Annotated in this window: 17 protein-coding genes; 3 read left to right on the forward strand and 14 right to left on the reverse strand. The window is 34.3% G+C overall.

Annotated elements, in window-relative coordinates; all coding sequences use genetic code 11:
• Window positions 1-81 precede the first annotated feature (81 nt).
• On the forward strand, window positions 82-999 hold the full coding sequence (locus FJOH_RS20320; RefSeq protein WP_012025902.1) for a bestrophin family protein: 918 nt from the start codon (window positions 82-84) through the stop codon (window positions 997-999).
• A gap of 216 nt (window positions 1,000-1,215) precedes the next feature.
• Here FJOH_RS20320 and FJOH_RS20325 read toward each other — a convergent pair whose 3' ends face one another.
• The 8 genes from FJOH_RS20325 to FJOH_RS20360 form a co-directional block, all read right to left on the reverse strand.
• Entirely contained in the window at window positions 1,216-1,548 is a 333-nt protein-coding gene (locus tag FJOH_RS20325) for a hypothetical protein (protein WP_012025903.1), read from the reverse strand.
• 51 nt (window positions 1,549-1,599) lie between these two features.
• Window positions 1,600-1,953, reverse strand: a complete 354-nt coding sequence (locus FJOH_RS20330) for a hypothetical protein (protein ID WP_012025904.1) — start codon at window positions 1,951-1,953, stop codon at window positions 1,600-1,602.
• Between the two features lie 188 nt (window positions 1,954-2,141).
• Complete coding sequence (locus tag FJOH_RS20335; RefSeq protein ID WP_123875744.1) at window positions 2,142-2,378, reverse strand: peptidase associated/transthyretin-like domain-containing protein; 237 nt, start codon at window positions 2,376-2,378, stop codon at window positions 2,142-2,144.
• 83 nt (window positions 2,379-2,461) lie between these two features.
• Entirely contained in the window at window positions 2,462-3,982 is a 1,521-nt protein-coding gene (locus FJOH_RS20340; RefSeq protein ID WP_012025906.1) for a hypothetical protein, read from the reverse strand.
• A 27-nt stretch (window positions 3,983-4,009) separates the two neighbouring features.
• Window positions 4,010-5,821, reverse strand: a complete 1,812-nt coding sequence (locus FJOH_RS20345) for a type VI secretion system Vgr family protein (protein WP_044048453.1) — start codon at window positions 5,819-5,821, stop codon at window positions 4,010-4,012.
• Between the two features lie 174 nt (window positions 5,822-5,995).
• Window positions 5,996-7,126: an efflux RND transporter periplasmic adaptor subunit gene (locus tag FJOH_RS20350; RefSeq protein ID WP_012025908.1), complete on the reverse strand. Its 1,131-nt coding sequence runs from the start codon at window positions 7,124-7,126 to the stop codon at window positions 5,996-5,998.
• Window positions 7,127-7,129: 3 nt separating this feature from the next.
• On the reverse strand, window positions 7,130-11,509 hold the full coding sequence (locus FJOH_RS20355; protein WP_012025909.1) for a CusA/CzcA family heavy metal efflux RND transporter: 4,380 nt from the start codon (window positions 11,507-11,509) through the stop codon (window positions 7,130-7,132).
• A gap of 84 nt (window positions 11,510-11,593) precedes the next feature.
• The gene (locus tag FJOH_RS20360; protein ID WP_235023067.1) at window positions 11,594-11,932 is read right to left on the reverse strand and encodes a hypothetical protein; all 339 of its coding nucleotides are present in this window, start codon (window positions 11,930-11,932) and stop codon (window positions 11,594-11,596) included.
• A 212-nt stretch (window positions 11,933-12,144) separates the two neighbouring features.
• Between FJOH_RS20360 and FJOH_RS20365 the strand changes: the two genes are divergently transcribed.
• Window positions 12,145-13,065 carry a phytanoyl-CoA dioxygenase family protein gene (locus FJOH_RS20365; RefSeq protein WP_012025911.1) on the forward strand — a complete coding sequence of 307 codons (921 nt, stop codon included), beginning with the start codon at window positions 12,145-12,147 and terminating at the stop codon, window positions 13,063-13,065.
• Here the strand turns inward: FJOH_RS20365 and FJOH_RS20370 are convergent, their stop codons facing one another.
• From FJOH_RS20370 to FJOH_RS20385, 4 genes are all read right to left on the reverse strand, one after another.
• Window positions 13,066-15,339 carry an ATP-binding protein gene (locus tag FJOH_RS20370; RefSeq protein WP_012025912.1) on the reverse strand — a complete coding sequence of 758 codons (2,274 nt, stop codon included), beginning with the start codon at window positions 15,337-15,339 and terminating at the stop codon, window positions 13,066-13,068.
• Window positions 15,339-15,941 (reverse strand): biliverdin-producing heme oxygenase, encoded by a 603-nt coding sequence (locus FJOH_RS20375; RefSeq protein ID WP_012025913.1) that lies wholly within the window; start codon window positions 15,939-15,941, stop codon window positions 15,339-15,341. Before FJOH_RS20375 ends, FJOH_RS20370 begins: the two co-directional genes overlap by 1 nt.
• Window positions 15,942-16,084: 143 nt before the next feature.
• Window positions 16,085-16,723 carry an NAD(P)H-binding protein gene (locus tag FJOH_RS20380; RefSeq protein WP_012025914.1) on the reverse strand — a complete coding sequence of 213 codons (639 nt, stop codon included), beginning with the start codon at window positions 16,721-16,723 and terminating at the stop codon, window positions 16,085-16,087.
• Window positions 16,724-16,750: 27 nt separating this feature from the next.
• Complete coding sequence (locus tag FJOH_RS20385) at window positions 16,751-17,518, reverse strand: methyltransferase domain-containing protein (RefSeq protein ID WP_012025915.1); 768 nt, start codon at window positions 17,516-17,518, stop codon at window positions 16,751-16,753.
• 246 nt (window positions 17,519-17,764) lie between these two features.
• Here FJOH_RS20385 and FJOH_RS20390 point away from each other — a divergent pair, with 246 nt between their 5' ends.
• Window positions 17,765-18,301, forward strand: a complete 537-nt coding sequence (locus FJOH_RS20390; RefSeq protein WP_012025916.1) for a contractile injection system tape measure protein — start codon at window positions 17,765-17,767, stop codon at window positions 18,299-18,301.
• A gap of 147 nt (window positions 18,302-18,448) precedes the next feature.
• Here the strand turns inward: FJOH_RS20390 and FJOH_RS20395 are convergent, their stop codons facing one another.
• Both FJOH_RS20395 and FJOH_RS20400 read right to left on the reverse strand, forming a co-directional pair.
• Window positions 18,449-21,265, reverse strand: a complete 2,817-nt coding sequence (locus tag FJOH_RS20395) for a M16 family metallopeptidase (RefSeq protein WP_012025917.1) — start codon at window positions 21,263-21,265, stop codon at window positions 18,449-18,451.
• A gap of 147 nt (window positions 21,266-21,412) precedes the next feature.
• A complete protein-coding gene (locus FJOH_RS20400) occupies window positions 21,413-24,007 on the reverse strand; it encodes an alpha/beta hydrolase family protein (protein WP_012025918.1) in 2,595 nt (864 codons plus the stop codon).
• Window positions 24,008-24,020: the final 13 nt, after the last annotated feature.

The raw sequence follows: 24,020 nt of genomic DNA on the forward strand, positions 1-24,020 counted from the left end.
TACTTTTGTTGTAATCACTGCGTATTAATGTGTTTTCATTAAATTCTCAGTCAATATTATCTCCTAATTCTGTGTTGAAAAATGATCATTAAGAAAAAAAACACGTGGTTTAAAATGCTCTTTGAATGGAGAGGTTCTGTTTTACCGCAGCTTTTACCAAGACTTTTATTACTGCTTTTATTTTCATTTTCGATCGTGTATTTCAAACCGTTTCTTATAGAAAAAAATCTACATATTAATCCGGCGGTTTTTACTTTATTCGGAATTGCGCTTGCTATTTTCCTGGGTTTTAGGAACAATGTAAGTTATGATCGTTTTTGGGAAGGAAGAAAACTTTGGGGAGCCCTGCTTAACGATACACGTTCACTTGCCCGCCAAAGCATTACGCTTGTAGAAGACAAAGAATACGACGCAAAACGTGACAATTTTATCAATCTTCTTACGGCATTTGTTTACAGTCTGAAACACCAGCTTAGACATACAAATCCCGATTATGATTTAGACCGTCTGCTTCCAAAAGAGACAGCAGAACAACTAAAAAATGCACATTACAAACCTATTGTGCTTTTGAGAGAATTGGGAATTTGGGTAAAAAATGCCAAAGCAGAAGGAAAAATTGACAGCATGGCACAATTGGCTTTTGAAGAAAATTTAAACAAACTTTCGGATATTGTGGGCGGATGCGAAAGAATTGCAAGTACTCCAATTCCTTATACTTACAGTGTTTTACTTCACCGAACAGTTTATATTTATTGTTTCATGCTTCCGTTTGGTTTTGTCGAAACAATGGGCTGGATTACACCATTTGTTATTGTATTTATTGCTTACACTTTTGTAGCGCTTGAAGCCATTGCCGACGAACTCGAAGATCCCTTCGGGTTACAGCCAAATGATCTCGCTCTTGATGCGATGTCGCAAATGATCGAGAATACACTTTTAGAATTAAACAATAAAAAAATGCTTCCTGTTGAAAAACCAAAGGACTATTTTATTACTTAAAATTTACGATCAAAAATTAAAAAACCAACCAAGAAAATCTATGGCTGGTTTATATGATTCTATTATAAAATTTGTCAATACATTTTAGACTAGACAATAAATATTACACGAGTGGGACGCTCGCGCCAACAGTAGAGAATAGTATAATGAGTATAATATTTTGTTTCATGACTAATTACTTTATAAAAATAGTTTCTATATATCTCATTAGTTTGTCTATTTTTTATCTTTTTTTTGTTCTAAAAGCGTCATATAAAAAACATGTCCATTGAAGCATTTTCCTGTAGGTTTGCATCCATATTTTTTTAAAGTATCTGATTTATATTCTTTTTTAGAAATTAATAAATCATTACAATTTGAAAACGAGAACATACCATTTTTATCTGTAACAGTATATCTTTTTTGATTTATAAAATCTTTGACTAAAACGCCTTCTATTGGTAAATTAGATTTTATATCTTTAATATATCCATATTGTTTTCTATAAATAGAAAACAATATTATTCCAAGTAAAACTATTCCAATTAAGCACAAAACTTTTTTTTTCATTCAAATTAATTTTAAGTTTAATCAGCCAAACTCTCGTCAGAAGGGAAATTTTTATTCTGATCTTTTCATAAAAATTGAGTCTCGTTTATACAAATCATTTGAGTTTCCATATATTTCAATTGTATCTGTCAAATAACCTTGCTTTTTTAAAAGAATTAAATTACCCAAATTATGAGATTCTATTCCCATTGTCAGTTTGGTTTGTTTGCTTACTTCAAAATAGCCATTTACAGAGGACATAGTAATAACTACATGTTTTCCATCTAATAATTGTACTACTTCTACATTTTTAACTGGAGTTTTTAAAGCTAAATCGTATATATAACATTTCATTTCTACTCTTTGGGTATCTTTTACACATGACATAAATAATAATGCTAATATTAATAGATTTATTTTTTTCATTTTATGTTTATTTTTGTTAGCCATAACAGTCCTAAGACATCATTTTCATTAGCTACTGTTCTTTTTCTATCTTTAATTACAGGAGTCTTATCGTGGTTAATTCAAAAGGAATATTACACGAGTGAGACGCTCGCGCCAGCAGGGAATACTCAATTCACTAATAAAATCAAATATATATAGTATAGAATTTATTTCTGAGGATAAAGATAAATTCTTTGTCCTCTAAAACATTTATTTGATGTCTCTCCTGAATTACTACATCCAAAAGAAGGAAGGGTATCAATTTTATAGTTTTTTGCACTAAAAATTAGCTTGGAAGGGTAATTTTGGGTATATGACAATTCAAAATAACCATCTTTATTTGTATAACTTGTGATATTGTTATCAGCATCAAACACTTTAACATTTTCAATTGGAACATTCATTTTTATATCGTATACATACCCATATTTTAATTCATTGTTACACGATATAAAAAAGATATTCATAAAAATAATTAGACAACTTCTCATGATATTTTTATTTTAGTTAACCAAAGTAAACTTAAGGCATCTTTTTCGGATGCAACATATTTTGCATAATCACGATTTCCTGGCCATGGTTCATCCTCATAGTAGTACATTAAATCAATTTCTCCCTTTGTTTTCAGTTCATGGAAATAGCTTTTCCCTCCATTACTAATTTTGATAACTTCTTGCGTTATGTAAGAAGTGCCTGCATGAGTATAAGAATATTCAGTTCCACCATAGGCTTGAAGAATTGTATGACCTATCTCATGTGCTGATGTATCTGAAAAATTTTCATCAACTTTATATTTCTTTTCATCTTCATAGTACCAATTTTGTTTAGATATCTCATACCAGTCAACATTATTCAAATATCCAATATTATATGCTATTCTCTGTCCTGATATGACTTTTCCAAAAGTGGATACAACATCTTTAGCTTCGCTAGGATTTCCTGAACGCATCCAATCACTATTTGTATTGTAAGTTAACTTAACCGCATTCATTGTGTATTTTTTAGTATTAACAGCTTTAATGTATAGTTCAAATACATCACTTCCAATATTTACATTTTTTGCTACTGCATGATTTTTATTTCTTCCCCAGTGATAGTTCAATCCATCTAAGGCAAGTTTTTCTAAATCTGAAAAGCTTCTTGTCCTGCTTTTTATAATAGGATCACTTGGGTTTATTATTGGAGTAGGTATTTTATCCCAATCGCAAACTGTCCTTGCAGGTGTTCCATACATATTTGCATTTATAGTCTGGCAGGTCAATCCAATTTCTCCACCATCTGTTAGGTTCACTCTTAGTGTAACATCGATACGTTTTGCGGTTTTGTCAATTTTTATATCAACCCAATCCACTTCACTATATGATACTTCAAGTTCAATTTCTTTAGCTTTTACAATGTCCCCTTTAGTTGCCGTAATTGTTGCTTTTAATTTTTTGCCTGCAAAACGTGTACTGTCGTATATTTCATCATTATCAAAACCATCCCAGTTTAAATGATATTCACCTTTTTTGGTATAATCTGGTTCAGTTAAAACATAAGGTTCAAAAATTTTTTGATATTCCCAGGTTTTTGAAATAAGTGGTCCTTCAGTTGTTTTTTTTGCTTCAAAAAGTACTAAAGGTTTTTTTCGGGCTTGTATAATTACAGGTTTTAAATATCCCATTTGATAAATTATCTCATTTTCCTCGTCTGTAATTTTAAAGCCTAAAGAATCTATATCATCATTTCTTAAGGCATATTTAAAACTGAAGTAAGGATTTTCTATGTTATTTTCACAATCTAAAATACCAAAGGGAACCATAGTATTCTCATCCATATTAAGTTCAAAATCTATATCGAACTCTGCATATTTAGATGCAGGCGGGTCTTGTGGCTCACCATAAGTATAATTTTTAGCATAATAATTTATGCTTCTTCCTGAATTAATTTTGATACTCTTCGCAAAAATTCTTGAAGTTCCGCCTGTAATTTCAGTAATTTTCCCTTTTACAATTCTTGTCCTAGACATATTCTTTTAATTTCAATTTAATAGTTTTTAATTTTGTGTAGTATCCTCGGTACTATTATTTTGAATATCATTTTTTGAGTGAAATTCAGCATTTTCTTGACTTAGCGAAGTAAAGTCAGAATGACTTATTGTATTTCTATCTTGTTTTGTCTCAGAATGGAGATCACCGTCAATTTGTTCATGAAAGTCTCCTTTTACATGAAGTAGATTACTACCTATAACTTGAGTATCCATAATCCCCCCAACCTGTAAAGTTTTATTTATACCCGCAGTTTCGAGAATATTAGTTCCGGCTTTTACTGTAATACTTTCCGTTGCCTCAAAAACAATATTTTTTGCTCTAATGGTAAAAGTTTCCGGCGTTGTGGCGTTTATGTTTTTGTTCTCTTCGTCTAGATGAATTTCATTTCCGCTTGGGTCAGAAAGCCAGATTCCTACTTTTTCAACAAATTTTAGTAACATCCCGAAACGGAGTTTCCAGCCTTTAATACTGTTTTTGCTGTCAAAAAACTCAGGTTTTGCCTGTCCGTTGTAGTGTGAACCGGATACATAAGGAAAGTCAATGTTGCCGTTTTCAAAACTTACCAATACTTCGTCCCCAATTTCTGGTCTCCAGTACATTCCTCTTGAAGAACCGGAATAATACTGCATCACACGAATCCATTCAGTTTTTGTGCTTCCTGTTCCCCAGTAAAAGCTGACCTTTACACGTCCTAAACTTTCGGGATCATTGTTGTCTATTACAATAGCGGGCTGGTTTTCTGCTTTTGCAAAAATTTCTACATTGGTATAATACGGTGCCGAAACATCGGCAGGAATCGCTTTGAACTCACAGGTATAATTACCGTGAACTTCAGAATGGTGTATAACTTCTACAGCTACAAGTTCATGTTCGACAGTTTCGTTTTGAATAATAAAAATCTGTCCCACTCCTATTGGCAGATACGAAACACCTGTATAAAAAACACTGTTTGCATCTCTGCCTGCCGTTTGCAGTTTTACCATTTCTTCTATTTGAGATGCATTTTTTACCTGATTGGTAAAAGCGGCAACGAACAAATTGGGCTGAGCGACCGATGCCTGCCTGTCTAAAGCTGTTCTGGAAAAACCGTCACCGCTTCCCTGATTTGTTTTGGGCTGAGAACTGACAATTTGTTTTGCATTATTATAATCATAAGCTCCAAAAGCTGTTTTATGCGATGCTAAATGAGTCTGAATACCAAATTTATGCAGTGAAGCTCCATTGATAAGTTTTACCTTACTGTTTTTGAGCTGCCCAAACTGCATGCGCATTCCGTCAAAATACAGCCATTGTCCGTAACAGGCGGAAAGTCGTTTCAGGAAGTTAAAACTTGTTTCGTTGTACTGCGCTTTGTAATCAAAAATTGTGGTAAAAGTAGGCGCTATTGCCTCTCTGTTATAAAATTCGCCGGCAGTTTCATTAGCAAAAATATCAAGCGCAATTTCCTGCAGGTTACGGTCTAAAAATGTTCGGGCTTTTTTTAAATCATCAAGCAGTATAGTATGGCTTATTCCTTTTACATAAAGTCCGCCCGGACTTCCGCCGACATCATAAGATTCGAGATTTGTAATAATTCCTTTTGCCATTAACTGGATTCCGGTAAGGCTTTTAAAAGTAAAAATAACTTCCCGCCCCTGGTATCTGCGAATTGCAGCGGCTTGTTTTAGCGGATCAATAACTGCTTCTGCCGCATGCTGCCAGACAAAAGAGAAATAATGGTGATCCATCATTTTTTGAGTGATCCCTAAGTCATAATAAACAACATTTTTGCTAAAGTCATCGATAGTTATTTTTACCTGATCTGAAAATCTTGCCATAAGAACATGTTTTTTAGTAATTAATATACTTGTAAACATATCTTTACAAATTTTCAGAAACAGCCTCTAAAAGGTATTATTATAACAGAATAAGGTAAATTTTTAATGAAGGCTTATAAATCAAAAAGGCTGTCTAAATTGACAGCCTTTTGTTTTGTATTATTTGTTTTATTGTTAATTATCGCCTCCATTCATAAAGGTCATTAAAAGCGTGTAAGCATTTTTGACTACAATTTTTGAGGATTTATCTATTAAAGATGATTTAATCTGTCGGTATCCATTACTAGAACTTCCCGTTTCTACCGGAATCATTTTGTATTTTTGGTTTTCAGTATTTGAAAAAACATAAAACTTATTCTGCCATTTTACAATTGCATCTTCCGGAACTGTAAGCGTTTTTTCGTTTTCAAATTCAGCTTCGGCATTAATAAATAAACCGGGAATTAATGCATTGTTGTATGCATTCAATTTACAGACAACTTCGGCGGCACGGTCTCCGTTAAGACTTTGATTGATGTAGGCAATTTTTGCTGCATATTTTTTTGAAGGATCGGCATTGGTAAAAACAGAAACAGTCTGCCCAACAGAAAGCAGATGAACATCTTTTTCAAAAGCATTCATAACCAAAACTACATCGCTGGTTTCCATTAATTCAAAAAGCATATCAGTAGGAGAAATATATTTTCCAACGTTTACATTTACTTTAGAAACCAAACCGGTTATGGGCGAAAGAACCGAAACCGTTTTACTGATATTAGATGCCGATAATGTTTTTACATTAATTCCTGACAAAGAAAGTTTTTGTGCAAGCGATGCCATATAAATACGCTGTGTCTGCATTTCTGCAGCAGTTTGTTCAAACAATTTATCACTGCTTGCTTTTTTTGCATTCAATTCTTTTTGTCTGTTATATTCACTTTGAGACAGCTGGTATTTTTCTTTTGCAGTTAAATAATCCTGCTGCAGCTGAATGTACTGCATATCTTCCACTACAGCCAATAACTGCCCTTTTCTAACATGCATTCCGGCCATTAAATCGGTTTTTTTAATGTAGCCGCCTAACGGAATACTTACGCTCACTACACTTTTGGGAGGCACCGTAACGGTTCCCTGCAGTTCTAAAATTCCTTTTACATTTTTCTCCTCAGGATTTCCTGTTGCCAATCTGGCGTTTTTTACCTGCGAATCGCTTAACTCAATTGTGTTTTCCTGTTTTTGTACTTCAGTTTTTTGTTCTTCTTTTTTATCACTTTTGCATGATATCATCAAAACAAGACATAAAACAGCTGTTATATAAGTTTTCATTTTTTATAAATTTTGAAGAGTTCGAAGAGTATTAACAGCCTTATTATAACTGTTAACCATGTCTAAATATTCGTTTTTTATCGTTACAGCCTGATTGATAACCATTACCCATTGCAGATAATCAATATCTCCATTTTCAAGCTGGCTGTTTGCCGCATCAATAATAATCGAAGCGTTTTTAAGTCCGTCATTTTCATAATACAGCAGACTTTCTTTGTATTTCTCCATCTCGCTTACGGCATTACTAATTTCTGCTTTGGTTTCAATTTTAATAGTTTCTGCCTGTGCTTTGTAATTTTCGTATTCGATCTTTGATGCTTTGTTTCGTGCTGACTGACTGGAAAAAAACAACGGAATCGAAAGTCCGACATTTACATAATTAAACCTGTGGCTGCTGTCGTAATACACATCCTGACCGGCCGAATTAGTCTGAGTGCCTATAATGCTTAAATTGTTATAACCCAAAGTAATATCAGGCATCATTTTGGCTTGTTCTGATCTCCATTTCCATTTTGCGGCTTCGGCTTCATGATTCGAAAGCTGTACCTGAGGAAGTGAAGCAACATCTGATTTTTCATTTACCGAAAAATTAAAATCATTTTTTATTTTATTCAAAGCTGGTTCATAAACTGTGCTGTCCTGAAGAACGGCATTAAACGAATTCAGTGTTATTGCCAGATCTTTATTAATCATTGTAAGCTGATTTGAATAAAACTGTCTTGCCGACTGCGAAGCGGTTTTTTCTAAAACATTCGTTTCTCCCACTTTATAGCGAAGCGATGCTTTCTGTTCCATTAATCGATAAATAGAATCTGCATAAGTCAATAAATCTTTTTTGCTTTTCAGCCAGATATACTCGTAAAACAAGTTTCTTACATTTGATTTAATCTGCTGAGAAGTCAATTGAGACTGGGCTTTCGCCGAATTATAATTTTCTTTTAAAGCCTTTTTTTGATGTGCATAAACGGTAGGAAAAGCAAAAGTCTGGCTTACTCCGAAACGGGTATCATTTACGCCGCTGTTAAACTGTCCGTAATCTGCATCTACAACGGTTTTTGGAATATCAAAAGCCGATTTTTGAAGCTGTTCTTTTGATTTTTCATTCAATTGTGAAGCCTTAATTCTTTTATTATACTGAATTGCTTTTGACAATGATTCTTCAAGAGAAATTGGCTTTTGCTGTGATTGAACCGAAGCTGTAACCAATAAACCAATTAACAATAAAGTCAGTTTATCTATTTTATGTTTTTTCATTTTTTTAGAAAATACTTTAGTGTGAAACGTCATTAAATAAATAGACGGAAGAACAAACAGCGTAAGAAGTGTTGCTGTAATAAGTCCGCCAATTACAACAGTTGCCAGCGGACGCTGTACTTCTGCTCCTGCTCCGTTGCTTAAAGCCATTGGAAGAAATCCTAAAGATGCCACAGCAGCCGTCATTAATACAGGTCGAAGTCGGTTTTTGGTACCGATAATAATAATTTGAAAAGGATCTGAAACTTCGCCTTGTTTTTGAATTCGGTTAAACTCTGATATTAACACAATTCCATTTAAAACCGCTACTCCAAAAAGGGCTATAAAACCAACTCCAGCCGAAATACTAAAAGGCATATCGCGCAAAGCCAGTCCAAAAACGCCTCCAATTGCCGATAACGGAATTGCGGTAAAAATGATCAAACCTTCTTTAAACGATCTAAAAGCAAAATACAATAATGCCAAAATCATAAATAAAGCAGCAGGAACAGCAACGCCAAGTCTTGATTTTGCCTGCTGTAAATTTTCGAACGTTCCGCCGTAAGTAATATAATAACCCGGATCAAATTTGATCTGCGTTTCGACTTTTTTCTGTAATTCTTCTACAATAGACTGAACGTCGCGCCCGCGGACATTAAAACCAACGATAATTCTGCGTTTAGCATCTTCACGCTGTATTTGGTTTGGTCCTTCGACTTCTTTTACAGAAGCCACCTGATAAAGCGGAATCTGCATTCCGGATGGTGTGGCAATTAATAAATTACGAACATCCGAAATATCTTTTCTGCCGCTGTCTTCAACTCTAACGACCATATCAAATCGTTTTTCGCCTTCATAAATACTTCCGGCTGCCGCTCCGGCAAAAGCGGCGTTTACGGTTTTATTTATATCAGATACATAAATGCCGTATTTTGCCATTTCTGCCCATTCGTAATCAATTACAATTTGAGGCATTCCGGTTACTTTTTCAACATATAAATCTGTCGCACCCGAAACTGTTTTACTTATAGCTCCCAGTTTCTCAGCATATTCCGCCAGTTTATTTAAATCTTCCCCATAAATCTTGCATACCAAATCCTGTTTGGCTCCTGTCATTAATTCGTTAAAACGCATTTGAACCGGAAACTGAAATCCTGTTGTAACTCCAGGAGCAATCTGCTTAACGGTTTCGGTCATTTTATCAGCCATTTCAGGGAAAGATGATGCGCTTGTCCATTCTGATTTATCTTTCAGTACAATAATCATATCACCGCCTTCAATTGGCATTGGATCGGTTGGAATTTCGGCACTTCCAATTCTTGAGACTACTTTTTCGACTTCGGGATATTTATTTTTTAGTTCAGTTGATATTTTCTGAATGGTTTCTGTTGTGGTCGAAAGATTGGTTCCCAGCAGTAATCTGGTTTCTACTGCAAAATCGCCTTCTTCTAACTGCGGGATAAACTCTCCTCCCATTCTGGCAAACAATATCAAAGCAATTCCGAATAAAACAAAGGCAGAAACTACAATTGCTTTTCTAACATTTAATGCTTTCGAAAGCCAGTTTTCATAATAGATTTCCAGTTTTGCCATAATCCTGTCGGAGAAATTTGGTTTATGACTTATTTTTTTACTGATGAATAAAGAACTTACCATTGGCACATACGTCAATGATAGTATAAAAGCACCCAAAATAGCAAAAGCAACTGTCTGTGCCATTGGTTTGAACATTTTCCCTTCAATTCCTTCTAATGATAATATTGGAAGATATACGATCAGGATAATAATCTGCCCAAAAACAGCCGCGTTCATCATTCGCCCTGCTGATCCGGTAACTTCTTTATCCATTTCTTCCTGCGAAACAGAATCGACATTTTTATACTTTTTAGCGCTGTGCATGTGGTGCAGAATGGCTTCAACAATAATTACGGCTCCATCTACAATTAAACCGAAATCGAGCGCACCAAGACTCATTAAATTACCGCTTACGCCAAAAGTATTCATCATAATAATGGCAAATAACATCGCTAACGGAATTACAGATGCAACAATAAATCCGGCTCTTAAATTTCCTAGAAAAAGCACCAGAACTAAAACTACAATCAATGCACCTTCGATTAGATTTTTTTCTACAGTACCAATCGCATTATCTACCATTTTGGTACGATCCAGAAAAGGTTCTATTTTTAAACCTTCCGGCAGGATTTTTTCAATTTCTGTAACACGTTTTTTTACGGTTGCAATAACATTATTGGCATTTTCGCCTTTTAACATCATGACAATCCCGCCTACAGATTCTCCAAAATCATCGGTTGTTAAAGCGCCGTAACGTATAGCCGAAGACATTTTTACTTCGGCAACATCTTTTATTAAAATAGGTGTTCCGGCCTGCGTGTTTTTTACAATGATATTCTGTATATCTTTAATGTTTCGGGTAAGCCCGACACTTCGGATATATAATACGGTAGGGCCTTTTTCAATATAAGCACCGCCTGTGTTTTCGTTATTACTGCTTAATGCGGTAAAAACTTCTTTTATAGTCAGGTTTTGTGCTTTTAACCGGGCTGGATTTACTGCAATTTCATATTGTTTCAATTTCCCTCCAAAAGTGGCTACATCAGCAATTCCGGGCGTTCCTAAAAGCTGTCTGCGAATAGTCCAGTCCTGGATTGTTCGTAAATCTTCAAGCGAATATTTTTTCTCAAAACCGGGCTGAGGCTTTAAAACATACTGATAGATTTCACCAAGACCTGTTGTTGCAGGCGCCATTTCGGGTAAACTGGCATTTTCGGGAATTTCTACTTTCTGCAAACGCTCTGTAACCTGCTGGCGCGCCCAATACACATCGGTATCATCTGAGAAAACAATCGTAACAAGCGAAAGCCCGAAACGCGAAATACTGCGGCTTTCTTTTAACTGCGGTATATTGCTTATGGCTTGTTCTATCGGGAAAGTTATAAGACGTTCAACATCTTCTGCGCCCAGTGACGGAGCGGTTGTAATAATCTGAACCTGATTGTTGGTGATGTCAGGAACGGCATCAATTGGTAAACGGGTTACTTCAAACACACCGTAGATAATCCACAGCAGTGTAAAGATCCCAATTACCAGTTTATTTTTAACTGAGAACTGAATGATTTTATTAAGCATAATGTATTAAATTTTTAGAAATAAATACAATGCCGTTAAAACATAAAAATGCCTTAACCGCAAAGAGAATTCTTTAAAAAATAATTATGCTAAAGGTGGTCTGAACACGCCGAATAAAGCAGGATTCGAATGTAAATTTGAAGTGTATGGAATAATACGGTATTCTGAAAATCCAGAATTAAAAGGAACACAGATTACCGGTTTTTCTACAGGAACAAAGACAAGCTGTAATGAGTGTCCTGAAATATTCTTGAAAGGAAGCTGCATATCGCGGTCAGCATCGTTGTCATTTTCATCTTCGCCCCAATAATGCATTTCCAGAAAATCAATGAAACTTAAGTTTCTTTTTTGCTGGTGCTCTTGAAAATGCTCAATTAATACCGGCAGTTTATAAAACTGCTGAAAAATGCCAATGTTTGACATTATAATAAAAACAAATATGTAAGCTATTTTTCGTGGCACATCGCAAATTTACTTTATGAAACAAAATAAACCTAACTTAAATTATTATATTTTGATTAAGAAACTGTTTTTGGGCATTCTTGTGTTAAATAAAAGAAACAAAAATCCCGTACAATTACTTGGTTTCAAGTCAATTCATTTTTTTAATTTCACTTGAAAAAAATATTTATTCTATGCCTTGGACTATTCTTGAAAAACTATGGAAACGTTCTTTACAGCCAGTAAAAATTACTGCTGCCGACACTTCTCAAACCTGGGATCTGGAAATTAAGACTTTATATGAGCTGGGTATAAGCATGGAAGATACTCTGCAGTTTTTGTATTTTGAAAAACCTGATTTTGAAACTTTTAAAACATGGATTACCAGCAGGCAAAAGAAAACAACCTTAGTTGATGAAGACTCCTTAGAAGATGTTCTTTCTGAAAAGGATCTTCAATTTTGGAATGAAAACGGTTATGTAATCGTAAAAAATGCTATTTCAAAAAGTGACTGTGAAGCGGCTCAAAAAGCTATTTGGGAATACTTGGAAATGGAACCTGATAATAACGAAACCTGGTATAAGAGACATCCGGATCAAAAAGGTTTAATGCTTAATTTTTCTGATCACGAAACTTTAAATAAAAACCGATTTTCTCCCAGAATAAAAAAAGCGTATGAACAGCTTTACAATTCAAAGAATATTTATAAAACTATTGACAAAGTAAGTTTTAATCCGCCTGAAAATGAAAGTTTTAGTTTTTTAGGAAGCGGACTTCATTGGGATACGAGTTTAAAACAGCCTATTGTTTTTGGACTTCAGGGACTGCTTTATCTTACGGACTGCGGCCCGGATGATGGTGCTTTTCATTGTGTGCCAGGTTTTCATACTAAAATAAATGACTGGCTGAATAATCTGGAACCCGATGAAGATCCGAGACAGAAAGCTCTTCTAACACTAAAACCGGAACCTGTAATTGGCAATACTGGCGATTTTATAATCTGGGACAGTACTTTACCGCATTGTGCAACGCCAAATAAAGGCAAGAACCCCAGAATGGTACAGTATCTTACTTATTTACCCGGTAATTATGATGCTTCGGGAGAATGGATATAATTACAAAAGAGTTTCTTCCGGGTCACACGGAAAATAAATTTTTATTTCGGTCCCTTCTCCTACTTTTCCAACAGCTTCAATATTACCTCCAACGGTCTGCATGATTTTTTTACATAAAGCCAGACCTACTCCAGAACCGGTATATTCATCCTGATTATGAAGTCTGGAGAAAACTTTAAAAATCGTTTCGGCATATTGTTGTTCAAAACCAATCCCGTTATCTGAAAAATTAACCCAATGGCAGTAAATTTTGTTTAAATGCCCAAACAGCTCAGGTTCCTGAGAAGCTGTGATTTTAATAACCGGAGATCTGTCCGGCGATGCATATTTTAGCGAATTTTGAATGAGGTTTGAAAACAGCTGTCTCATTAAAAAACTTACGGCATAAACTTCCGGAAGGTTTTCGCTTTGTATTACCGCTTTGCTTTCTTTGATGTTTTCTTTCATTTCTGCCGTTGTAGTTTTTAAAATTTGATTTAAATCTACTTTTTGCAGTACATCTCTGGTGTTTTTTATTCTGGTAAATTTTAAAATGTCTTCGAGCAGAATTCTCATTCTGCCTGCTGATTTTGATACTCTTACTAATGAGCTGTGAATAGATTCCAGAGGAATAACATCAAGTTCAGTAAGCATTTTTGAAGTAATCATCTGAATTTTACGCAGGGGTTCCTGTAAATCGTGTGTACTAATCCAGTTGATGTTTTCAAGTTCTGAATTGGTTTCTTTCAATACCTCACTCTGCGTACGATATTTTTCTTCTTCCTTGCTGAGCATTATCAGCATTAAATGATTGTGAAGCGTATGCGAATAGCGTATTGCCGTGTTTATTTCATATTGTTTCCAGGTATTGCTCTGGTTTTTTATAATCTGTTTCCAAATATTAAATGAATTTCGAGGATGCAGTCCGTTATTGTCTTTTACAATCGCTTTTTCCGGATCTCCTCCCCAATTAATTTCAGATATTGTTTCGGGTCTGTACCAAATAATATGGCTGTGACTGTCTAGAGAATGATACAAAATACCTGCAAAATCAGGACAGCGTTCTATTTCAGAAAAATAATCGCTCAGCTTATTGGTAACAAAAGTTTTATCCTGTATTTGTTTGGTAATCTGCTCTGTTAAGGTTCTGATATAATCATCAGAAGGTGCTAAAGTACTTTTATAAATTTTATCCTTTGTTGAAACAGATACACCAGAGGCATTGCATAAATTTAAAATTTCCTGAGTATTGACAATCGTTTCTAATGAGTCATCTGAAAGCGGCAGTTCTAAACTCGTTAATTCTTCAAGAGCTAAAGATGCTCTTTGCGCGCTTACATTCTCATCATTTGATTGCCTGATATCAATTTGAGAAGTTATAAACTGTCCCTGAAGTTTTGCTGCCAGTCTAATTTCCGGCGAAATATTCTTTTTAGAATAATGATGACAGGCAATTAATCCCCAAAGTCTGTCGTGATGAATAAGCGAAATGGTAAGTGTTGCGCCAACTCCCATATTTTTTAAATATTCTACGTGAATTGGAGACGTACTTCTTAATATAGAAAGGCTTAAATCGAGATTTTTATTTTCTTTATTATCATCAATCGTAAATATTGGAACGGGTTTATAATTAATATCTACAATTAATCGAAGCTGATTTTTGATATACAATTCTCTGGCCTGAACCGGAATATCAGTATGCGGATAATGCAGCCCCAAAAATGGTTCAAGATCTTCACGGCAGCTTTCGGCAAATACTTCACCATTATACAGCTCGTCAAACTTATAGATCATTACACGGTCATAACCTGTAATTTCCCGTGTTCCTTCTGCAACCAGCGCGCACAAGTCTTTAAGCGAAGTTGTATTATTCATTTGGGTCACAAACTGAATCGTTTGTGTGTAAACATCGGCCAGTTTTTCTCTGTCGGCAAATTTGAGTTCTGCTTCCAGCACATAAATATCATAACTTTTATGTATGCTGACCTGAAATGACTTTCCTAATAAATTAATTTCTAAAGGAAATACATTCTGAATTTTATCTTCATTGATATAATCAAGAATTTGTTTTTGCTGTTTTGAACCAAAAATAGCTGTAAAATTTTTCCCTAAAATATCGGTATGCTGTAAATCGACAAATAAAGAAATATTTGCTGTGCAGAAATCTATTTTCAAATCAGAATCAAGACCTATCAAAAAACCGTGAGGCTGGATACTTCCCGGGATATGTATGGGTTCGTGTTCACAATTGGTTAAGGTAACAAGATCGCGATTGACTATATCTTTAATATTCATTATTTTTTTATGCTCCCGAAATGATTGTAAATACTATCAAAAGCATATACAGCTCCTTCTATAATACTATTTGCGCAATTATTATTTTGTTCATACTCTGCAAGCACGTTTAGGAAATTTTTCCAATAACTGCCTGTTTTATCTCCATAACCTTTAAAATACGATACGCCCTGATCATTAGAAAGCTGTGGGTTGTTTACAATATTTTTTAATATAAATCTTCCGCCTAAGCTCGACCCTTCTATAACATAAAATACGCCAAGAGCAAAAGGCACAGACATTTCTGTCTTATCAAAAACTTTAGAAGTAGCAGTTTTATTGCTGTTAAGAAATAAAAGATCTTCTTCTATTAAATGTTTCTTTTTTCTTTGGTCTAAATCCGGAATAATTTCTGAAAGCAGCGGATAAACAAGCTCTTCTGTGTTTTTGTGAACATCGTGCATTAAATTAAGATAATGTATATAATCTTCTATTTTCATGTCCGGAGATAAGATAGAAGCAGAAACAGGAAGGCTTTCTAATTTTTTATGAGAATCTGAAGTTTGAGTTTTTATATCTGTTAAAAAATCCGAAGACAGAAATGTGGTTGTATTTGTAGTCATAGCAGGTAATAATATTGATTTTTTAAGAAAAGTTAAACTGTTTTTTTACTTCTCTTTGAAACAAATTTATAAAAAAACATTTCCAATTATTAAAAAAAGCAAGTTCAATTTCGGTCATTTTTTTTTGTATTGAAGACCAAATTTTAAAATTCAAAAATTTTATTGAGCTCAACTATCGTAGTTCCAGAGGAAAGTATTTTTGGAGCTTTCACTAATTTTTTGGCCAGAAGTGAAGTTTCAAGCGGCTTGAATTTTTTAAAAAGTCCAATTTTGTTGAGTATTCCTATAACTTTTACGGTTATTTTTTCGCCCAATCGATCAGAATCTTGTCGTACTAATGGTCCAGGTCTAAAAATAATGTACTGCTCAAAATTAAGAGCAGCAATATAATCTTCGAGTTTTCCTTTCATCTTAGAATAAAAAACACTGCTTTGAGCCGATGCACCATAAGAAGAAACCAAAACAAGCGATTTTACCTGATTTTTTTGTGCTTCTGCAGCAAATGCAGCGGGAATATCAAAATCTATTTTCCATTGTTTTTCTTTTGAGCCCGCATCTTTTAAAGTCGTTCCGAGGCAGGAAAACAAAACATCGCCTGTAATTAAATTTTTAAGATGCCCAACGTTTTCAAAATCGACAATATGTTCTGTTAATTTAAGATGCGTTTTCCCGGAAGGTTTTCTAACAAAAGTTACAACCGAAGTATAATCGTTATCATTAAGAAGCTCTTCTGTTAAAAACTTTCCTGTTGAGCCTGTCGCCCCAATTACTAATGCTTTCATATTGTAATGTGTTTAGAAAATAAGTATTTATGCTTTTGTTCCGTAAAGCAAAAGTCTTTTAAAAGAATAAATTGCCGGAAGTTTAGGAAAACTTTCTGCTATTCTTTCTTTGTATGTTTTTATAAAAAGTTCTTTCTGTCCGCCTTCAAGTTTTTCCATGTATGGAATTAAAGCTGAACCTGAAATGAAATTATACAACGTATCGTGATCGTTTGCAATTATGGGATACACTTTCTGCATGATTTGAATATCTTCGAGTCCGCTGTCAAATAGTATCTGCGCATATTCATCAATACTCAAAACGGGTGAATCTCTTTTAAAGCCTTTTAGATACGTTTTAAAAGGTTCTTCGTTAACCAATTCGATTAAAATTTTGTTGAGTTTATTTTCTGGTTGCATCGGCATTTGAACTGCAAACTGCCCTTTTGAATTAAGAAGGTGTATCAATTTAGGAAACAAAATTTCATGATTATTCGACCATTGCAAAGCGGCATTGCTAAAAATTAAATCCCATTTTTCGGCATTTTCAATCATTTCTTCGGTTGATGCTCTGCGAAAATGCAGGTTTTCTGTTTCTAATGCTTTTGATTTTTCGAGCATTTCTGCCGAAGAATCAACACCAAGAAAATGGACTTCTTTAAATTTATCTGCTAAAATAGCGGTTTGTTCGCCTGTACCGCATCCTAAATCAATGGCTTTCTTATTTTTGACTGGCTTTATCAAATCAGCCAAATCATAAAATGGTTTATAACGAATGTCTTTAAATGTATTGTATATTTCTGGATTCCAAGGCATTTATATCAATTTTTATATTAAAAAAACAACTTACAGCGTTAACTAAATGCAAGTGTTTTACTAAAGTACAAATTTCCTGCTTGTTTTAGCATTCAGAATTATTAAATCTTCAAGTGTTTTTTGTTTTTTACTCACATTATTAATTAATTCTAAGTGTTTTTCATTTTTAGGTATAAATACTTGTGCTTTATTACGAAAAGATTTATAATTTTATATCGCTGTTAACTAACCAAAAAATACCCCCGAATGGAAGTTTTAAAGATGAAGACTCCAACTAAAAATGATATTGCTGTACGGAATGCTGGAGTAGTAATTATAAATAATTACATTCCAATGCTTTTTGAAAGACTTGAACTTACAGTCAATAACAAATTCACTAGTTTAGAAAATCAAAAAAAGGCTGTAAAATATCTGCAGTATGTTGTTACCGGACTGCCTAACACTGATGAAGTGTATTTACCGCTGAATAAAATTTTATGCGGTCTTTCTGTAACTGATAAGGTTGCTGATGAAATTGAAATTACAAATCAGGAAAGAAACTTAATTCAAGGCATGTTACAAGCAGTAATCAGTCATTGGCCTGAAATAGGAGACTGTTCTGTAGATGGTTTTCGAGGAAATTGGTTTATTCGCGACGGAATTCTCAGCGAACTGGAAGACAAATGGGAACTTAGAGTAGAAAAAAGAGCTTATGATATTTTGCTCAACAGATCTCCTTTTGCGTTTTCAATTGTAAAATTTCAGTGGATGAATAAACCGTTATATATTAATTGGGCTTATTAAAAAAATAAAAGAGCTGTCCGGCAAAACAGCTCTTTCTAGTCTACAAATTTTATAACTAATTCAAATTTAAAAGAAACATAAGTTTTTTTCTTTCCAGAGACTATTAAAATTAAAGTAAAGAATTGCCGTTCTTAGAATAATGAAAGTCTATTTTAAAGTACTTTCGTTTGTTTTAGGCTGCATTACAACTTCTACTTTATCTGCTTTTGTCAATACTTCGCCTGCATATTTTTTAATGTCTTTTACAGAAATGCTTTTAATTAGTTTTTCATATTCGGCACTGCTTACAAACTTGTCTCCTGTTTTTAACTGATCGACAATAATGTTCATCCAGTATGAATTTGCTTTGATATTCTGCTGATTGCTTTTTATTAAATCTTCCTTTATATCTGATAAATCTTTTTGTGAAACATCACTTTTTACGATGGTATCTAATTCATCATACACAATTTGAAGCAGTTTAGCATCTTTTTCCGGATTGCAGTCAAAACTCACACGTAGAGAAAAAACCGGAGATGGATTTTTAGACAATGCGCTTTCTGTTTGTACACCGTAACTTCCGCCCTCATCTTCTCTGATTTTATCTAAATAACGTTTGTCTAACAACTGCGAAAGCATATACGCCATAATTTGGTTTTTTTCAGAAAAAATGACGCTTCTGTTTTCAATATGTACATAAATACTGGTTTTAGGAACACTCATTTCTCTTACCAGTTTTTCTTTGGCAGATCCTTTTGCCATTCCTATTTTATGATCGGTAAATTTTTCCTGAGTTTGATTTCCTGAAATATTCCCTAAATATTTATTAATGGTTTCAAGATCGTTTTCGGCAATGTTTCCAACAAAAACAAACGTAAAATCTGAAGCATTAGAAATGCGCTCTTTATAGATTCTCGAAGCATCATCAAACTTTAGCTGATTCAGGTTTTCTTTGCTTAACAAAAAAGTTCTTTTATTATGATTGGTATCTAATAAAGCAATTGTATCGCCAAATATTTTACTGTTGTTTTCGTTTACATTTTCCAGTGCATTGTTGTAATAATCAATAATACGTTTGTATGCCTGAGTTTCAAATCTTGGATTTTTAAAGTATAAATAAGTGAGTTCTAAAAGCGTTTCCAGATCTTTTTTTACTGAACTTCCGCTGAAACCTTCGTAATGTTCGCCAATAAACGGGCTTACTTTTACGGTTTTTCCTGAAAGCTGTTTTTGAAGATCGGTTACTTTAAAATCTCCCAATCCTGAATTTTTGGCTAAAACTGTAGCAATCTGCGAAGATGCCAAATCTTTTTCAGGAAGTACAGAAACCCCGCCGGGACTAAAAGCTGAAAACAAAATTTGATCCTGAGCTAAAGTTGTTGGGTAAATAATGACTTTTGCTCCGTTTGCTAAAACATATCCTTTTGCTGCTGCAATTCCTTTAATTTCAAATTTCTTAGAAACTGGTTTTGCAGTCAGCTTATCAGTTACTAAGTCTGTGTTTGCAATTGTTTCGGTGTAAGGTTCTAATTTTTGTTCTTTTATTTTTTTAATTGCAGTTTTATAATCAGTTTCAGCTGGATAAGTCACGTTTTCTTTTTCCGGACCAGAAACAGTTAAAATCTGATTTTTCTCTGTTGGGAGCGCACGGAAGAGTTTATTAACCTCATTAATATCCAATTTATCCAAAGTCGATTTTACAAATTCAACTTCTTCTTCCAGACTCATTACAGGAGAGGCTTCTAAAAAGTAATTCTGCAATTGCGAAGCCCAGCTTTCATTACTGATTTTATCTTTGTTTTTTAACTGATTTTGATAACCAGTACGCATATTTTCTTTTACACGATCGAGTTCTTCTTTTGTAAAACCATTTTGAATTGCTCTTTCATATTCGGTATAAGCTTGTTGAAAGGCTTCTAACAATCTGCCGTTTTTAGGATTTACGGTTAAGGTAAATAATGAAGATAAACGTGTTAAACTCGAATGGCTTACACCTGCTGATAATAAAGCGGTTTCATTGTTTACAATATATTCTCTAAAACGATTGTTCATCATTTGCAGCGCTAATTGTTCTGCAATGCTGTTTCCAAATTCTGTAAAATCCTGAACAAGCGGTTTGTTCTTTTTGAAATTAAATGTAATGGAGGTTTTCTGTGCTTCTTTGTCAACTGCCAGTTTGTACAGCAGTTTATCATTATCCGGAATTGATTCATAAGTACGTTCTGCCGGATTTGAAGGCATTGGAATTGATCCCATTATTTTTTTAACCTGCTGTTCTATTTTTGCAGGATCGATATCGCCCACAATTACTACCGCCTGATGATTTGGCAGATACCATTTTTTATAATAATCCCTAAGTTGTTTGTATTTGAAATGATCAATAAGATCCATATCGCCTAAAACGTCTCTTTTTCCATATTTTGAACCGTTGTATAAAACAGGTTCCAGCTGCGATCCTATTCGCAGATCAGCGTTTCTTCTGGTACGCCATTCTTCGTGAATTACGCCTCTTTCGGCATCAATTTCAGCATCTTTTAAAGACAAAAATCCTGACCAGTCGTGTAAAACATACAAACAAGAATCTAATAAAACAGGATTTTTAACCGGCACATTGCTAATGTTGTAAACCGTTTCGTCGTGTGCTGTATAGGCATTAATATCACGTCCGAAAGTAACACCGTGTTTTGCCAGCATATTAATGATTCCTTTTCCCTTAAAATGTTCTGTTCCGTTAAAGGCCATGTGTTCCAGAAAATGCGCCAGTCCGTTTTGATTGTCATCTTCTAAAATAGCACCTACATTCTGCACAAAATAAAAGTCGGCTCTTTCTTTCGGCCATTCATTATGCAGAATAAAATACTGCATTCCGTTGTTTAAAGTTCCGTGCACTACATCTTTCCGCAGCGGAATTGTAGTTTTAAACTGCGCTGAAACCTGAGATAAACCCAGTATTAAAAAGTGCGCTAAAAATATCTTTGCTTTCATTTATTTGATATTTAATGTTCTTTTTTGATTGATTTTTTCTGAATTGTTTTTTGAAATTACTATAAGTAATTCCTGCTGTTAGTTTGAAGGCTTCCTAAGAAACCTTCAAATAACAGTCTTCGGGTTGTATAAATGTATCGGCTTATATTACATCCAGTCTGGGCGCGCTGCACCTTTTAAATAATAATCAAAATACTGCTGCATTTTGATTGTCCAGTCTTTTTTGTTTTCGGCACCATCGAGACTATGACCTTCTTTTTTATAATTCACAAGCCATCCTTGTTTTCCTAAACGGCGAAGTGCAAAAAATAAAGACTGTCCTTCCTGATACGGCACTGCACGATCATTGTCATTATGAAAAATAAGAATTGGCGTTTTGATATTTTTAGCTGAAAAAATTGGCGAGTTTTTGATATAACCGTCTAAATTATCATATAAAGAACTTCCCATACGGTATTGATCGGCTTCGTATTTAAACATAGTCGATATACCGTTTGATCGCATTACGGGATAGTTTGCCGTAAAATTACTGACTCCCGAACCTACAATTGCACAGCTGAAAATGTCTGTTTTGGTTGTTAAAAATGACGTTTCGTAACCGCCAAAACTATGCCCCTGAATTCCAATTTTTCCTTTTTCTGTAATGCCTTTTGATATTAAATATTCTACACCGCTTACCACATCATTATAAACGCTGTTTCCAACATCTCCGTATGTGTAATGTACATCTGGCTGAAAAACAATATATCCCTGGCTTACAAATAAAGGAATATTAATATTTGAGCTGCTTAATTCCGGCATCTGATACTGGTTTAATTCGGCAGTATGTTTTTCGTAAAAATGAACAATGACAGGATATGTTTTTTTGCTGTCGTAATTATCCGGCAGATAAAGGTTTCCTTGATTTTCTTTGCCGCTGAAACTTTTCCAGGTCACTAATTTTGAAGTTCCCCACGCATATTCTTTTTGCTGCGGATTGATGTCTGTAATTTTTTGCTGTGAACCAAAAGCAGCAGTTCCCCACCATAAATCAGGGAAAATGGTATAACTTTCTTTAGAAAACAAAACACTCGAATCATCTGCTGAAACGGCTTCGATTCTAACATTGTAATCCGGATTTGCAAATACTTTGGTTATTGTATTTCCTGCGAGTTTGTAAATTCCTTTAGATTTATGCTGGGTGTCAAATCCAACCAGAGTTACGGTTTTTCTGTTTTCAAAATCGCCTATAAAACCTTCTTCGCCGTAACGAAGTGCAATTTTGTTTTTTCTTCCGTATTCTTTTGTCAAAGTGTACGGTGCTTTTTGATTTAAAAGATCAATTGCCCACATATCAAATTCATCGTAAATTACGACTGTGTTTCCGTTGTTTAACCATCCGGCAATTCCGTAAGCGGTATTGGCTGATTTCATATCGACATTATCATCTGAAACCGGAAAAGGAATTTGTGCGCTTATGTTCTTAAACTGCATTGAAGAGCTGTCAAAAACAGTCCACACTTTTTGCTTTTCATCATACATAACCGCAAAAGTTCCCTGAGGATTCAAGCTTATGCCGCCAAAAACGCCTGTTAGTATTTTTGTAGATTTTCCTGTTGCAACATCGATCCAGTAAATATCGCTGCGCTCGTTAAATGTCCAGTCAACTTCTACTGCGTATGGTTTTTTATCGATTGCAAAAACGCCTTTAAAATTACCTGATTCCGGTATAATTACCTGATCAAATTCTCCTGTTGCAGCCAGTTTAATGACTTTTTTGTTTTTAATATCGTAAATGTATTTTTGTTCGCTTGGCTGCGTTTTTGAATTGCGAAGCATTTCTTGCCTGCGTTCCATAGCGCCTTGTGCCGTTTTCCAGATTTCGGCATTTGATTTCGGCATTTGATTGTTTTCAGGACGCTTGTTAGAGAAAAGCTGCAATTGAATGTAATTGCCATTTTCGTTTAAACTATACGCCGTTTTTGAGATTGAATATAACGGATCGTTTAAAACTATATCATCATAATTGAACAATGGTGTTACTGAATTGGTCTTTAAATTGAAATAATACACCATATTAAAATCAGCATTGTTGTTGGTTTTAAGTGTAAAAGTACCGCCGTCTTCTTTGTTGTTTAACTGAAAATCGCCAAAATCTGAAGCTTTTGTGGTGTAAATTGTCTGCTGTTTTCCTCCCGGAATTCCTTGTTTTAAAAATACTTTGTCTTTTTCAATCTGCACATATACAATGGATTTGTTCTTTAAAAAACGTGACGATTTTATGTTGCTTACAAACACACTGTCATTGCTTTCTAAATTGTAACAAACCAAACGCTGCAGGAAAAATTCTCCTTTTGCAGATTCTGGTCGTGTATAATAAAGAAAATCTGTTCCTTCTAGAGCATTTGTATAATGTTTGCTTTTCCAGAGTTTTTTTACACCTGTTTTTAGATTTTGCAAAACAGTGCTGTCGTTTACGCTGTACTGAATCCAGTCTTTTTTTCCAATAAACTTTAAATCGCTGGTATTATTTAAAACCAAACGTTTGCCTTTTGGAGCTTCCTGAATGATAATCTGTTTTTGATTTTCTTTTTCTTCATCCTGAAATACGGTGCTGTACGACAACCATTTACCATTATATGACAATGATTTACTGTTGATTCTTTTCCATGTTTGGTAAGCCGATTCGTCAACCGCTTTTTTCTGTGCCGATAAACTATGTACACTCAAAGCGAGTGTACACAGTAAAAATACTTTTTTCATATATTTCTGATTT

It is taken from the genome of Flavobacterium johnsoniae UW101 (genome assembly GCF_000016645.1).
Lineage (GTDB): Bacteria > Bacteroidota > Bacteroidia > Flavobacteriales > Flavobacteriaceae > Flavobacterium > Flavobacterium johnsoniae.